Here is a 13,689-nt window from a genome sequence, read left to right on the forward strand (position 1 = left end):
CGCCTACGCCGTGGCGATGCCGGGCGACTTGCGCGGCCGGGGAGTGCGCTTCGGCTTGCTCGGCTCGGAGTCCACACCGCCGTCGACGGCCTCCGGGTCGATCGGGGTCTTCGCCGCGATCGTGATCGGGGGCACGTCAGACACCGGGCGCTTGTCGCTGGACAGCCACTGCGGGCGCTCCGGGAGCTTCCTCACGTCGGCGAAGATCTCTTCCAGCTGCAGGTGGTCGAGCGTCTCCTTCTCCATCAGCTCGGTCGCGAGGCGGTCGAGGATGTCGCGGTTGTCGTTGATGACCTGCCACGCCTCGTCATGCGCCTGGTCGATGAGCACGCGCATCTCGGCGTCGACCGTCTCGGCGATGGTCTCCGAATAGTCACGCGGCTGCTGCATGTCGCGGCCGAGGAACGGCTCGCCGGCACCGTGGCCGAGCTTGATCGAGCCGACCTTGGCGCTCATGCCGTACTCGGTGACCATCCGACGCGCGATCGACGTGGCCTTCTCGATGTCGTTCGAGGCGCCGGTGGTGGGGTCGTGGAAGACGATCTCCTCGGCGACCCGGCCGCCCATCGCGTAGGCGAGCTGGTCGAGCAGCTCGTTGCGGGTGACCGAGTACTTGTCCTCGATCGGGAGCACCATGGTGTAGCCGAGGGCACGGCCGCGGGGCAGGATCGTGATCTTGGTGACCGGGTCGGTGTGCCGCATCGCCGCCGCAGCGAGGGCGTGGCCACCCTCGTGGTAGGCGGTGATGAGCTTCTCTTTGTCGTTCATCACCCGGGTGCGGCGCTGCGGGCCGGCCATCACGCGGTCGACGGCCTCGTCGAGGGCCCGGTTGTCGATGAGCTGCGCGTTGCTGCGGGCGGTGAGCAGCGCGGCCTCGTTCAGCACGTTGGCCAGGTCAGCGCCGGTGAAGCCGGGGGTCTTGCGGGCGAGCACGGCCAGGTCGACGTCGTCGGCCATCGGCTTGCCCTTGGCGTGCACGTCGAGGATCTGCTCGCGGCCCTTGAGGTCCGGGGCATCCACCGCGATCTGCCGGTCGAAGCGGCCGGGACGCAGGAGCGCCGGGTCCAGCACGTCTGGCCGGTTGGTCGCGGCGATCAGGATGACGTTGGTCTTGACGTCGAAGCCGTCCATCTCAACCAGCAGCTGGTTGAGGGTCTGCTCGCGCTCGTCGTTGCCGCCGCCGATGCCGGCGCCGCGGTGGCGGCCGACGGCGTCGATCTCGTCGACGAAGATGATCGCGGGCGCGTTCTCCTTGGCCTGGGTGAACAGGTCACGTACGCGGCTGGCACCGACACCGACGAACATCTCGACGAAGTCCGAACCTGAGATCGAGTAGAACGGCACGCCCGCCTCACCGGCGACCGCGCGAGCGAGCAGGGTCTTACCGGTGCCGGGAGGGCCGTAGAGCAGCACACCCTTGGGGATGCGCGCGCCGACGGCCTGGAACTTCGCGGGTTCCTTGAGGAACTCCTTGATTTCGTTCAGCTCTTCGATGGCCTCGTCGGAGCCCGCGACATCCGCGAAGGTGACCTTCGGGCTCTCCTTCGAGACGAGCTTCGCGCGGGACTTGCCGAACTGCATGACCTTGTTGCCGCCGCCCTGCATCGAGGACAGCAGGAACCAGAAGATCGCGCCGATGATGATGAAGGGGAGCAGGATGCCGAGCAGGCTGAGCACCCAGTTGGTCTGCGGGACTTCGTCATCGAAGTCTGCTCCGGCCGCGGAGTTGACCGCGTCGATGACCTCATCGCCGCGCGGGGCGACGTAGTAGAACTGCACCTGCGTGCCGTTGTCACCGTCGGCCTTGCTGAGGGTCAGGTCGACTCGCTGCTCGCCGTCGACGATGACTGCTTTGTCCACGGTGCTGCCGTCGAGCAGCTCCAGACCTTGCTGCGTAGTGATCTCGCGGAATCCCGAACCACCGATGAGGCTGAAGCCGATCCACACGGCAATCGCCCCGACCAGCACGTAAAGCAGGGGCCCGCGGAAAATACGCTTAAAGTCCATGATCCTGCAAGGTTACAGCCCGGGCGCTGGACGGGCTCTGGATGTTCGCCGTGAGGGGAACGGCGCATTCCGGTGACCCCGGAGCGCCGCGAGCGAAGCGAGTGACGTGTCTCGAAATCCCCGGCGGAGCCTACGAGTACACGTGCGGGGAGAGCACTCCGACGCCGCGCAGGTTGCGGTAGCGCTCGGCGTAATCCAGCCCGTAGCCGACGACGAACTCGTTCGGGATCTCGAAGCCCACGTACTTCACATCGACCTCGACTTTCGCGGCATCCGGCTTGCGCAGCAATGCGCAGATCTCGACCGAGTTCGCGCCGCGGCTTTCGAGGTTGGCGCGCAGCCAGGACAGGGTCAGACCAGAGTCGATGATGTCCTCGACGATTAGCACGTCGCGTCCGGTGAGGTCGGAGTCGAGGTCCTTCAGGATGCGCACCACACCGCTCGACTGCGTGCCGGCGCCGTATGAGGACACTGCCATCCAGTCCATGTCGATGTGCAGCTTCAATTCGCGGGCCAGATCCGCCATCACCATCACCGCGCCCTTCAGCACGCCGACCAGCAGCGGGCGCGTGTCCGCGTAATCCACCTCGATCTGCCGGCTGAGCTCGGCGATCTTGTCGTTGATCTGCTGCTCGGTGACGAGCACCTTGGTCAAGTCGGCCGAAACGTCGGTGAGTTCCATGGGTCCTATTCCGCGAGGTCTTATCCGGTTGCGCGCGCTGCCGTGAAGACGATCAGTCCGTCCGCACGTTCCACTCTAATGCCGGGCAGATCAAGGGGTCCCTGCCCGTGCCAGTCGGTGACCAGGCGCGCGACTTCGAGGGTGTGTGCCCGGCTGAGAGACAGGTGGAACTCGCTCTGCACGGCCAACCTGATCAGCCGATGCCGGAGCGCAGGCGGGTTCGCGGCGAGCGCGCCGACCGGTAGGGAGATGCCGGCTTCGGCAACCTCGGCGAGTTCCTCGGCAACCTCTTCGGCGAAGTGGTCGAGCGCCGCGGCATCCTCGCGCAGCTGCTCGGCGGTGCGGACGAGCGCCTCGGCGATGCCTGGGCCGAGCTCGTCCTCGAGCAGCGGCAGCACCCGCTCGCGCACCCGCACCCGCGTGTACGCGTGCTCGGAGTTGTGCGGGTCGGTCCAGTAGTCCAGCCCGGAGTCATCGCAGAACTGCGCGGTCGTCACCCGGCGGATCCCGAGCAGCGGCCGCAGGAAGAGCAGTTCACGTTCCCCTGCGCCGGGTGCGCGGGACGTCGTGTTCACCAGACCGTCGGGCAGCTCGATGCGCCAGTCGTTCGCGGATGCCGCCGGGACCGGCACCGCGAGCGATGCCGCCATGCCCTGCAGGCTGGTCGCACCACTGCCCCGCGCAAGTCCAAGCAGCACGGTTTCTGCCTGGTCGTCGAGCGTGTGGCCGAGCAGGACCGCGGTCGCCCCGTGCTGAACAGCGGCAACGGTCAGCTCGTCGTACCTCGCGGTGCGGGCGGCGGCCTCGGGCCCGCCCTCGCGGCCCACCATTACTCGGCTGATCTGCACCGGGTCGAGCCCGAGCTGGGTGGCCTGGCGGGCGGCGCGGGCAGCGACATCCGCGGACCCTTCCTGCAGCCCATGGTCGACGATCACCGCCCCCGCCCTGAACCCCGCGCGCGGCGCCTCGAAGGCGGTCGCCGCCGCGAGGGCGAGCGAGTCGGCCCCACCGCTCAGTGCGACGAGCACGAGTGGCAGACCCGACGCTTCTCCGCGTGAGAATGCTGGTCGCCCGCCGCCCGGACTAGCGTTTTCGGCTAACTCAGAAGAGAGGGTGGCTCGGACGGCACGGCGCACGTCGGCGATGGCGGGGGTCAGCCGGGGGCGGCGGGGCCCGGACTCAGGCGGCGCAGAGTGCATCCGATAACGTTATTGCAGCTATCACCAGACTTGAGGAGTACGCCCTATGGCCGCTTACGACGCCGTCATCGAAATCCCCCGCGGGAGCCGCAACAAGTACGAAGTCGACCACGAGACCGGCCGTGTCTACCTCGACCGGGTGCTCTACACGACCTTCGTCTACCCCACTGACTACGGCTATTTCGAGAACACTCTCGGCCTCGACGGCGACCCGGTGGACGTGCTCGTGCTCACCTCGTACCCGCTGTTCCCGGGCGTCGGCGTGAAGGCGCGACCGGTCGGTGTGTTCAACATGACCGACGACGGCGGTTCCGACGCGAAGGTCATCGCGGTTCCCGCTGGCGACCCGCGCTGGGATTACATCCAGGATGTCGCGGACATTCCTGAGTACACCCGCAAGGAGATCGAGCACTTCTTCGAGCACTACAAGGACCTCGAGCCCGGCAAGTGGGTCAAGACCGAGGGCTGGGGTGACGCGGCCGAGGCCGACCAGATCGTGCGCGACGGCATTGAGAAGCTCAAGGCGGAAGGGCACTAGTCCTTCGGCTTGCCGCTAGCGAAACGGCCCCGCGCTCCCGAAATCTTGGGAGCGCGGGGCCGTTTCTGTAGCGCCAAGCGCTGGGAGCAACCGGTTCGGCCGGCGGGGTCGTGCCGCTGAACCAGCGGGCAGGCCGCTGGCTCAGCCGGTCGGGCGGCCGACGTAGGGCTTGAGTTCTCCGTAGCGGACGTTGGCGATGCGCACCGGGACTCCGCGGCGCGGAGCCTCGATCATCTGCCCGCCGCCGATGTACATGGTCACGTGGTAGAAACCCTGGCTGCCCGAGTAGAAGAGCAGGTCACCGGGCTGCATCTGGTTGTACGGCACGAGCAGTCCGCGCGCGGCCATGGTGTTGTACTGGCTGCTGACCAAGTGCGCGCCGATATGGATGCCAGCTGCCGCGTAGGCCGCCTTGGTGAGGCCGGAGCAGTCCCAGACATCCGGACCGGCGCCGCCCAGTTGGTACATCTTGCCGAGTTGCGCCTTGGCGAACGCGATCGCGGTCTGCACTGCGCCCTGGTTCGGCTGCGGAACCGGGTTCGGCGCAGGTGTCGGCGCGGGAGCCGGTGCCGGAGCCGGCGCTGGATTGGAGGGTGCCGGGTTCGACGGGGCCGGGTCGGCCGGGTCGGTCGGAGTCGGCGCAGGTGCTGGCGCTGGGGCAGGAGCCGGCTCGGGCGCAGGGGCGGGGGCCGGCTGTTGCAGCACCGGCGGCACGGGCGGCGGAGATCCGGCGGCCTGCCGGCGTTCCCATTCCAGCCCTTCGTAGTACTCGCGCTCGGTTGCGGCGCTCGTTCCCCGCAGCGCGGCCAGTTGCGCGAACAACTCGTCGCGCACGGTGCCGTGCGTGGCGACGTTCGCGACCGAGGTATCGGCGCTCGCCTGCGCCTCGGCGAACACCTGCTCGGCCGAGGCGGCGATCTCGTCACGCTCGGTCTGTGCCGCTTCCGCCTGTTCGGCGAGGGAATCCGCGAGGTGACGGTCGGCGATCGCGGAATCGTACAGCGACGCCGACTGCCGGGTGAGCTTCGAGGCGGTGCCAAGACTGCGCAGCAGGTCGTTGCCAGCGCCGCCAGTCACCAGTGCGAGGGTGACGTCGCCGCCGCCGGTGCGGGCCATGCTTGCCACCAGAGCGCCGACCTGACGGGCGGATGCCGCAGCCTGCGCGGCTGCGGTCTCGGCGGCTTTCTGCAGGCGTTCTGCCTTGGCGGTGGCCTCGTCGAGGGCGATTCGTGCGGCGTTGTACTCTTCACCGTGCACCAGCGCGGCCTTGCCGAGCTCGGCGGACTCGTCGCTGAGGGTGGCGAGCAGCGCTTCAATTTCGGCGACCTTGGCCTGAGCTGTGGCTTCGCTCGAGCGTGCTGCTTCCACTTCTTCCCAGGTCGGGAAGTCCGGAGCTGCGTAGGCAGCACCACTCGTGCCGACGGTGACCCCGAGGGTACCGGCGAGCAGGAGGGCTAGTGAGCCTGAGGTGCGGCGAGGGCGGGGCATCCGAAACCCTTACCTGCCCGCTGAAGTGTCAGCCAACGGGGACCCCCTTGGCCCGCACGAAGTCAAGCGGGTCGATCGGCACATTGTTGCGGCGAATCTCGAAGTGCAGGTGGTTGCCGGTGGACGGGCCGGTGCTGCCCATCAGGCCAACGAGCTGGCCGGCGCCCACGTGCTGCCCGTGCGAGACCCGCAGGCCGCCGTTCAGGATGTGCGCGTAGATGCTCGACATGCCGTTGCCGTGGTCGATCTTGACGTAGTTGCCGAAGCCACTGCTGTAGCCCGAGTAGATCACTCGGCCGGCGGACGTGGCGTAGATCGGGGTGCCGCCGCCGTTCGAGACATCCTGGCCGTTGTGCATGCGCATGTAGTTGTAAATCGGATGCAGCCGCATGCCGTAGCCACTGCGAAGGGTCCCGGCGGCGGGCCAGGCCCAGCCGTTCACTACCTGACCGGAGGCGACGCTGCCGCCGCCGCTGTGCGAAGTGCCCCCAGCTGCCGCAGCAGCCGCAGCAGCCGCAGCAGCCGCAGCTGCACGCCGCTGCCGTTCCTGCTCTTCACGAACGCGCACGCCCTCGGCGAACCCGGCCTCAGTCACTTCCTCAGTCGCCTCAAGTGCCCGACGCTGCTCCTCGAGGACGATCCGATGCTCTTCCTGCTCGGCGAGCGCGGCTTGGGCGGCGTCGTAGGCGACCTGCGCGGCCGCCATTGCCTCCTCGGCCTCGACCCGCAGACGCTCGCGCTCCTCGGCGGCGACGTCAGCTTGATCGGTGAGCGCCTGGGCGGAGTTCATATCCTGCAGAGCCTTGGAGTAGAGGCCCTCGGACTGCTCGGTCAGCTTGCTGGCGTAACCAAGTTTCGACAGCAGGGTGTCGGCCTCGCCGGCGTTGACGAAGAGATTCGCGCTGAGATCGCTGCCTCCTTGGCGAGCGAGTTGGGCGACCATCTGGCCGGCTTGCAGCCGGGACTCTTCGGCAACGGTGTGCGCGGCATCCGCCTGGGACTGCAGGCTCTCGGCCTTCTGCGCAGCCTCAACGAAGGCGGCGTCGGCTGCTTCGAAGACGTCCGCCGCCGCCCGGGCTTCGGCTTCCTTGGTCTCGACGTTGACCTGCAGCTGCACCAGCAGGTCGTCGATGCGCTTGATCTCGGCTTGCTTGGCTGCGGTGTTCGCGCGCGCCTTTTTGACGTCATCCCACGTCGGGTAGTTCAGCGCATAGGCGGCAGGCGCAGGGGCGCCGAGCGTGATGGTGCCGGTCGTGGCGATGCCAACGGCGATCGCCAATGCGATCATTCGGCTCCGGCGCACACGTCGAGATGACGCCCGCTCCCCCCAGCTGGTGTCCGTCGTGCGCAATCGGTCCCCTTTTATAACGCCAGTCACATCCGTAACGCCGTTAACAGTAACAACGTTCGGCAAAGTTTCAACAACTACTTGAACCTAACCACGGAGAACGGTTTTAGGCCGCTCATTTCGGGGGCGTTTTGGGGGCGCGGCGTGGGTTCGGATCGCTCGGTTTTGCATTTCCCGAGCGTCCACGTATGCTTGTCCCTCGGTAAAGCTATGAGGTTCTGAACCGCATGGCCCCATCGTTTAGTGGCCTAGGACACCGCCCTTTCACGGCGGCAGCACGGGTTCGAATCCCGTTGGGGTCACCAAACCAGAATTAAATAGCAAGGCCCTGTAGCGCAGTTGGTTAGCGTGCCGCCCTGTCACGGCGGAGGTCGCGGGTTCAAGTCCCGTCAGGGTCGCTCAGGCGACGAGCCCCTCTCGAGGGGCTCTTCTCCTAATAGGGGGCAGAGTCCCTCTGGCTCTGTAGCTCAGTTGGTAGAGCGTTCGACTGAAAATCGAAAGGTCACCGGATCGATGCCGGTCGGAGCCACCAATGAAACCCCCGAGAAATCGGGGGTTTTTTGCGATTCAGGATGCTGCGAATCGCAAGACCGCCTCGACGACGGCGACCGGGAATGCGCGCAGTTGATTCAGATCAACCCACTCGTCGATCGCGTGCAGTCCCCCACCTGCTGGCCCGCAGACGACGGTCGGGACGCCGGCCTCATCCCACAGCGCCGCCTCCATCCAGTACGGAAACCCTCGTCGCCTGGGTTTCGATGCGCCGGCGTCGACGAGTGATTCGGCGAGGTGGACGCTCAACTCCTGTGCCGCACCGTCGGTCGCCAATTGCCACGCCGACCGTCGGATGAGCGACCGAGCCGATGCACTCATCCCGGCCGGTAGCTCGAGCGAGGCGAGGATCGCGTTCACCTCCTCGTACCCGGCATCTGCCGACTCGGAGGGCAGCGTGCGCCGTTCGACCAGGATTTCGGCCGACGCCGCGATGGTGAACGGCGCAGACCCGGCGCGGACCACGGTCGCCATCAGCGAGCCGCGATCGAGTTGCGGGTCCGGGGTGATCCGCTGAAGTTCGCGGTCACGCTCGGCGATGGCCGACAGCGTGTGCGCTACGACCGGGATGACGTCGAGTCCCTCATGCGGCTGAGAGGAATGCGATGCACGGCCCGTCAACTCGACCCGGACAACCTCGTAGCCCCGGTGAGCTTCCGCAATGTCGAGCCAGGTGGGCTCAGCGATGAGGCACACGTCGGGACGGCCTGCGATCCGCTCGAGCTCCGCGAGAACGGCCGTCGCTCCGATGCTTGCATCCTCCTCGTCAGATACGAGCGCGACGATCTGCCGGCCTGGTGCGTCCAACGCGGCGAGCTCCTCGGCAGCGACAACCAGGCCGGCGACCCCGCCCTTCATGTCGCTGGCGCCGCGACCGTACAGCCGGTCGCCGTCGACCCGCGGGACGAACGGCTCAGCCATCCCGTCGACGGGAACCGTGTCCAGGTGACCGTTCAGCACCACGGACCGTCCGGGCCGTGAGCCGTCACGAATCGCCACCACGTTCGGGCGACGGGGATCGGATGAGGGGATGCGCTGCACGGCGAACCCGGCCATGGCGAGCCGGCCAGCTACGACGTCGGCGATCCGTTCCTCACCGGGGGCTCCAGGCGCCAGGCTCGGGCTGACTGAGTCGATGGCGATGAGCTCCGACGTCAGTTCGACGGCGCGATCCCCGAGGTCATTCATTGACACAGGGGCTAACGTACCGAGCCCGGCGCCCTGTCCTGCGCACGACCCGCGCCGCGGCACGCGACTTATCGTCCGCTGGTGATCGCCTGCCGGATGCGAGACGGTTTCCATGTTTGTTCAGGTCATTCGCGGAAGTAGCCTGCGAGCATGCGCACGGCGAAGCCGCGGATCGCAGCAGTCGACCAGGCGAATCTGGTGCTCGACCACACGGGCCAGGTGAATGTGTTCCTCGTGGCCGGTCTGCTCGCGAACGAGGGGTTCGTCGGCGCGGACGGCGCCGTGGACATGGCACGTCTTCGCACAGCGGTCGGCGAGCGGATCGCGTCACGCCCCCAGCTGAGCAAGCTGTCGGTGGTAGTCGGGCGCGGGCACCATTGGGCAGAGGCGACGCCCGATCTTCGGCACCACATTCGCATTACGGAGGCGGTCGATGGCGTCGAGGGACTCGAGCGCCTCTGCGGGGAGTTGATGAGCGCACCGCTGCCACGGGATCGACCGATGTGGGAACTTCTACTCGTGCCCGGCACAGGTGTCGGTCGAATCGCGGTGGTGCTGCGCATCCATCACGCGATCGCCGACGGGATGGCGGCCGTCGCGATCGTGCGACAGCTGTTCGAATCAGAGGCGGAAAGCCGGATGCCAGCGCCCGAGCCGGTCGTCACTGAACTCCCACGGCCGCAGCAACCCACCACTCACCGGAACCTGCGGCGCACCCTCGGCAAGTTTGCCTTCGGGTTGTCGCGCATGCGGATGACCCTCAGCGGCCGGGAGGTCGCAGAGACCGTGTTGCTCGGTGAGCGCAGCCCGCGCCGAGGAGTTGCGTTCCTGACCGCTGACCTCGCCGCGCTCGAGACGAGGGCACGATCGCTCGGTGCCACCGTGAATGACGCTCTCCTTGCTGCTGTCGCGGCCGGTTACCGAGCGGCGCTGCCCGCCGCCCACGAGGAGCTCCCGGCCTGGTTGCCCGTCTCGGTTCCGGTGGCACTGCAGCGGCACGGGACATCCGGAAACCAGGTGGGCGTCATGCTTGTGCCGCTGCCGCTGGGCGAACCTCAGCCAGACGAGCGCCTCCGGTTGATCGCCAAGCAGACTCAGGCGGAGAAGGTTCGCGCACGGGAGCAGGGCACGCTCGAATTCATGCGCGGCCCGCTCGGCGCGCGCATCATGGACCGGGTCGCACACCGGCAACACCTCGTCGCCGGCTTCGTCACCAACGTTCCAGGGCCGGGCGAAACCCTCCGCCTCGCGGGAGCACGAATCGTCGCAATCTGGCCGGTGGCCGTGCTCGCTGCCAACGTTCGGCTCGGGGTGGCAGCTGTCTCCTACTCCGGTCGGTTGTATCTCGGCATCCACTTCGACGCCGCGAACGTGCCCGGCGCGGAGTTCACGCAGGCCGTGACCGACGAGCTCAGGCGCCTCGGCGCGTGACGGTGGCTTAGCGCCGGCTCATTGCCCCATGCCCGCGTCGCGAGCCCGAGCGACCGCTTCGGCCCGTCCCGCCACGTGCAGCTTGGCGAAGACGTTCGACACGTGGTTGCGAACGGTCTTGTCGCTGACGAACAGTCTCCTGGCCACTTCGGCGTTGGTGAGTCCGCGGGCGACCAGGTCGAGCACCTCCCGCTCTCGCTCGGTCAGCTCGGGAAACGGCGCCGATTCGATCGATCGCCCGGTCGAGAAGTAGGCGAGCACCCGCCCGGCGATCGCGGACGAGAACGCCACCTCGCCATGCGCCGCGGCGGTGATCGCCCGCCCGATCTCTGCACGATCGGCACCCTTGAGCAGGTAACCGCGCGCGCCAGCCCGCATCGCCGAGAAGACCGACTCGTCTCCCTCGAGCATGGTGACCACCAGAACCGCAATCCCCGGGTCGGCTGCGACGATCTGCCGGGTCGCGTCGGCGCCGCCGAGCGTCGGCATGTTCAGGTCCATCAGCACGACGTCTGGCCGGAATTCAAGCGCCGCCGCAACCGCCTCAGCACCATCAGCGGCCTGGGCGACCACCTCGGTACCCGGCATCGCGTCCACCGCAGCAGCGAGTCCTTCGCGGTAGAGCGGGTGGTCATCCGCGATCAGCACCCGCACGCTCATGTCGCCGTCACCCCCACCCGGTCGATGTCGACAGCCGGGACGTCGGGCTCAGAGGTGATCGGGATGCGTGCCCGCACGCTCGTCCCGATGGCCTGCGACGACACCGTCAACTCCCCACCGAGTTCCTCGGCCCGCTCCCGCATCGAGCGGAGACCGATTCCGGGCACGTGATCGTCGGGCAACCCGACGCCGTCATCCGTCACACTGACGCTCAGAGTCTGCTCGTCCACCGTCAGATCCACCTGGATTATCGACGCTCGCGCGTGACGAACCGCGTTCGTGACCGCCTCGGCGGTGATGCGGTAGACCGCCACCTCAACCGCAGCCGAAAGCTCGGGAAGCTCAGGGATGCGCGCCTGCACCGGGGTACCGGAGGTCGACATCCTGACGGCGAGTTCACGCAACGACACCGTCAAGCCGAAATCGTCAAGGGTCGGCGGGCGAAGCTCGTGCACCAGCGCCCGGACATCCGCGACCGCGGAATTCAGCCTCGGCACCAGCTTCCCCAGCATCTGCGCCGCGGCCTGAGGCTGATCCGCAGCCAGGTCGCGGGCGAGTTCGGCCTGGAGGGCGAGTGCGGCGAGCGCCGGGCCGATGTCGTCGTGCAGGTCGCGGCGCAGTCGCCGCCGCTCTTCCTCCCTGGCGACAACCACCGACTCTCGGGCGCGGTGGGCATCGTGGGCAAGCAACACCGTGTGCGCGGCAACCGCCGCCTGCGCTGCCAGCCGTGAGAGCACCACGAGGTCCGACTCGCTCAGGCCGCCGCGGCGCGACACCGAGAGCTCGCCCGTTGAGTACCCGGCGTGGCTCAGCTGCACGGTCGTGGCGCTGCCGGCGTCCAATCTGCCGAAGGAGGCACTTGTTCCATCCACCAGCACCAGCCGGGCGCCATCGAGGTGAAGCGAGCGAGTGACCTGCTCGACCACGGCCGGCAGCACTCGTGCAGAGATTTCGCCTGGATCGGATGCCGCGGCCAGCCGGTCGCCCAGCCGTGCCAGCGCGATATGCGGCTCATCGGCCTCGCCATGCACGATGAGGTTCACCCTGCGTTGAAGCCGAGCGTGCAGCGGCAGAACACCGAGCGCTGCTAGCGCGGTGGCGATGACGGGGACACCGGTCCAATCTCCCAGTGCGGAGCCGAGCAGCCACACTGCTCCCAGATAGATCCCGATCACCGCAACGGAGAGCACGACGTAGACGATCGACCTCGAGATCACGACGTCGATCTCCCAGAGGCCGTGCCGAAGCACCGCGACGGCGATGCTCAGCGGAACCGGCAGCATTGCGAGCGCCACGACGACTTCTCCCAGGGGCATCGGGAGCACCTGCGCGATCGCGGCAAGGCCCACCGTTGACGCGACGCCAAGCACCACCCACTTGAGCTGCTGCCGCTCCACGCCGCTGGACCGGCGCCAACGCCCAGCAAGCGACAGTGCCGCCACCACTGTCGCCACGATGAGCACCGCCACCGTCACCGCGATCACCACAGGCTCAGCGGCGACGGATAGCCCGAAGGGATTCCGCGCATCGAGGTGAGGGTGCGGGTAGTCCTGCCGGTCGTAGGGTGTCGTCGCCCACAGAGCCGAGACGAGGACGACAGCCACGATGGACAGCCACAGTGCCGGCATCCGCAGCGGGGCGATCGCGCGCGGCAACAGGTGCGGCAGCACGGTCAGGATCACCGCGTACGCCGGCGCCCAGAGCCAGGACCCGACCCACAACGCGGCGGCGGCCGGCGGGCCTTCGCCAAGCCACGCCGCTTCCCGGGCAAGGAGCGCGATGCCGCCGGTCAGGCCGATGAACGCCGCAGCATGCCGGATCCAGGCCGCCTTGCTGTGGCGCAGCAGGATCGCCACCGCGCCATACGCCACCGCGATCGATAGCCCCATGAGCCAGAAGGACGGGCTCTGGGCTCGCCCAGCCGCGTCATTCACGGCATGCAGCATGGCACCGCCGAGGGCAGCGAGGATCGCAACCGCGCCAGCCACTGCCGCTCCCATAAGCCTGATTATTCCGCGAGAAGGGCTCAGGGTCACGGGACAGGAAGTCCCGAGTCAAATCAGGACCAGAACCCCTGCCCCGTGGGACCGCGCCCGCGGCACCGTTGGGGCCATGAACACACAGAACATCACCTCAGATTCCCGATCCGTCGAAACCCGTCCGGCCACGACTCGCCTGCCCGCCACTGTGATCGTGGCAGCGGTGCTGACCGTCCTCGTTGCTGCGGTGGGCACCTACGGCGCCGTGTACTTCTCCGGGTTGGACGGCTATGACCCGATCGACGCCACCTTCATCTCCGTCTACGGCTATTTCTCGGTCGTGGGCGCCGGGGCTGCGATCGCCCAAGTGCGGGGCAGCAGGATCGGCCGCGCCGGGGTCATCATGTGGGCCATCTGGATGCTCGTCTTCACGATGGTCAAGATCGTCACCATCCTCGAGACCGAAGCCATCCCGTTCGGCGTCGTCGCACTCGTTGTGCTCGCCCTCACGCTCGCCTCGCCTACCCGACGCTTCATCGACGCTCACAACACGCCGGCACGCCACTGACCGCCCGTCCGTTGGGCGAGCGTGTCGCTTGGCGCTAGCGTTTCGGCTC

11 protein-coding genes and 3 tRNA genes are annotated in these 13,689 nt (G+C 67.8%); 6 read left to right on the forward strand and 8 right to left on the reverse strand.

What is annotated here, in order from left to right; all coding sequences use genetic code 11:
• Window positions 1-3: 3 nt before the first annotated feature.
• The 3 genes from ftsH to tilS form a co-directional block, all read right to left on the reverse strand.
• Window positions 4-2,007, reverse strand: a complete 2,004-nt coding sequence (ftsH, locus tag GO591_RS14225; protein WP_157157421.1) for an ATP-dependent zinc metalloprotease FtsH — start codon at window positions 2,005-2,007, stop codon at window positions 4-6.
• A gap of 130 nt (window positions 2,008-2,137) precedes the next feature.
• On the reverse strand, window positions 2,138-2,689 hold the full coding sequence (gene hpt / locus GO591_RS14230) for a hypoxanthine phosphoribosyltransferase (RefSeq protein ID WP_157157422.1): 552 nt from the start codon (window positions 2,687-2,689) through the stop codon (window positions 2,138-2,140).
• Between the two features lie 20 nt (window positions 2,690-2,709).
• The gene (gene tilS / locus GO591_RS14235) at window positions 2,710-3,888 is read right to left on the reverse strand and encodes a tRNA lysidine(34) synthetase TilS (RefSeq protein WP_157157423.1); all 1,179 of its coding nucleotides are present in this window, start codon (window positions 3,886-3,888) and stop codon (window positions 2,710-2,712) included.
• 46 nt (window positions 3,889-3,934) lie between these two features.
• Here tilS and ppa point away from each other — a divergent pair, with 46 nt between their 5' ends.
• Entirely contained in the window at window positions 3,935-4,426 is a 492-nt protein-coding gene (gene ppa / locus GO591_RS14240) for an inorganic diphosphatase (RefSeq protein ID WP_157157424.1), read from the forward strand.
• 141 nt (window positions 4,427-4,567) lie between these two features.
• Here the strand turns inward: ppa and GO591_RS14245 are convergent, their stop codons facing one another.
• A complete protein-coding gene (locus GO591_RS14245) occupies window positions 4,568-5,914 on the reverse strand; it encodes a C40 family peptidase (RefSeq protein WP_157157425.1) in 1,347 nt (448 codons plus the stop codon).
• Window positions 5,915-5,942: 28 nt separating this feature from the next.
• Window positions 5,943-7,193: a M23 family metallopeptidase gene (locus GO591_RS14250; protein WP_157157426.1), complete on the reverse strand. Its 1,251-nt coding sequence runs from the start codon at window positions 7,191-7,193 to the stop codon at window positions 5,943-5,945.
• A 298-nt stretch (window positions 7,194-7,491) separates the two neighbouring features.
• On the opposite strand from GO591_RS14250, the gene GO591_RS14255 reads away from it, so the two are divergent.
• The 3 genes from GO591_RS14255 to GO591_RS14265 all read left to right on the forward strand — a co-directional run bounded on the left by GO591_RS14255 (window position 7,492) and on the right by GO591_RS14265 (window position 7,794).
• Window positions 7,492-7,567, forward strand: a tRNA-Glu gene (locus GO591_RS14255).
• Between the two features lie 19 nt (window positions 7,568-7,586).
• Window positions 7,587-7,660: transfer RNA gene (locus GO591_RS14260), tRNA-Asp, on the forward strand.
• 58 nt (window positions 7,661-7,718) lie between these two features.
• A tRNA-Phe gene (locus tag GO591_RS14265) sits at window positions 7,719-7,794 on the forward strand.
• A 35-nt stretch (window positions 7,795-7,829) separates the two neighbouring features.
• On the opposite strand, the gene GO591_RS14270 is transcribed toward GO591_RS14265, so the two are convergent.
• Entirely contained in the window at window positions 7,830-9,002 is a 1,173-nt protein-coding gene (locus tag GO591_RS14270; RefSeq protein ID WP_157157427.1) for a M20/M25/M40 family metallo-hydrolase, read from the reverse strand.
• A 150-nt stretch (window positions 9,003-9,152) separates the two neighbouring features.
• Here GO591_RS14270 and GO591_RS14275 point away from each other — a divergent pair, with 150 nt between their 5' ends.
• Window positions 9,153-10,433 carry a wax ester/triacylglycerol synthase domain-containing protein gene (locus tag GO591_RS14275; protein WP_232466194.1) on the forward strand — a complete coding sequence of 427 codons (1,281 nt, stop codon included), beginning with the start codon at window positions 9,153-9,155 and terminating at the stop codon, window positions 10,431-10,433.
• 18 nt (window positions 10,434-10,451) lie between these two features.
• Here the strand turns inward: GO591_RS14275 and GO591_RS14280 are convergent, their stop codons facing one another.
• Both GO591_RS14280 and GO591_RS14285 read right to left on the reverse strand, forming a co-directional pair.
• Entirely contained in the window at window positions 10,452-11,093 is a 642-nt protein-coding gene (locus tag GO591_RS14280; RefSeq protein WP_157157428.1) for a response regulator, read from the reverse strand.
• Complete coding sequence (locus tag GO591_RS14285) at window positions 11,090-13,081, reverse strand: sensor histidine kinase (protein WP_198295485.1); 1,992 nt, start codon at window positions 13,079-13,081, stop codon at window positions 11,090-11,092. The genes GO591_RS14280 and GO591_RS14285 overlap by 4 nt, the downstream gene beginning before the upstream one ends.
• Before the next feature lie 124 nt (window positions 13,082-13,205).
• On the opposite strand from GO591_RS14285, the gene GO591_RS14290 reads away from it, so the two are divergent.
• Entirely contained in the window at window positions 13,206-13,640 is a 435-nt protein-coding gene (locus GO591_RS14290) for a hypothetical protein (protein WP_157157430.1), read from the forward strand.
• Window positions 13,641-13,689: the final 49 nt, after the last annotated feature.

This window comes from Diaminobutyricimonas sp. LJ205 (assembly GCF_009755725.1).
Lineage (GTDB): Bacteria > Actinomycetota > Actinomycetes > Actinomycetales > Microbacteriaceae > Ruicaihuangia.

Excerpts from the sequence above, each read along its gene's own strand:
- ftsH (WP_157157421.1), bottom strand. The coding sequence starts at position 2,007 with ATGGACTTTAAGCGTATTTTCCGCGGGCCCCTGCTTTACGTGCTGGTC.
- hpt (WP_157157422.1), bottom strand. The coding sequence starts at position 2,689 with ATGGAACTCACCGACGTTTCGGCCGACTTGACCAAGGTGCTCGTCACC.
- tilS (WP_157157423.1), bottom strand. The coding sequence starts at position 3,888 with ATGCACTCTGCGCCGCCTGAGTCCGGGCCCCGCCGCCCCCGGCTGACC.
- ppa (WP_157157424.1), top strand. The coding sequence starts at position 3,935 with ATGGCCGCTTACGACGCCGTCATCGAAATCCCCCGCGGGAGCCGCAAC.
- GO591_RS14245 (WP_157157425.1), bottom strand. The coding sequence starts at position 5,914 with ATGCCCCGCCCTCGCCGCACCTCAGGCTCACTAGCCCTCCTGCTCGCC.
- GO591_RS14270 (WP_157157427.1), bottom strand. The coding sequence starts at position 9,002 with ATGAATGACCTCGGGGATCGCGCCGTCGAACTGACGTCGGAGCTCATC.
- GO591_RS14275 (WP_232466194.1), top strand. The coding sequence starts at position 9,153 with ATGCGCACGGCGAAGCCGCGGATCGCAGCAGTCGACCAGGCGAATCTG.
- GO591_RS14280 (WP_157157428.1), bottom strand. The coding sequence starts at position 11,093 with ATGAGCGTGCGGGTGCTGATCGCGGATGACCACCCGCTCTACCGCGAA.
- GO591_RS14290 (WP_157157430.1), top strand. The coding sequence starts at position 13,206 with ATGAACACACAGAACATCACCTCAGATTCCCGATCCGTCGAAACCCGT.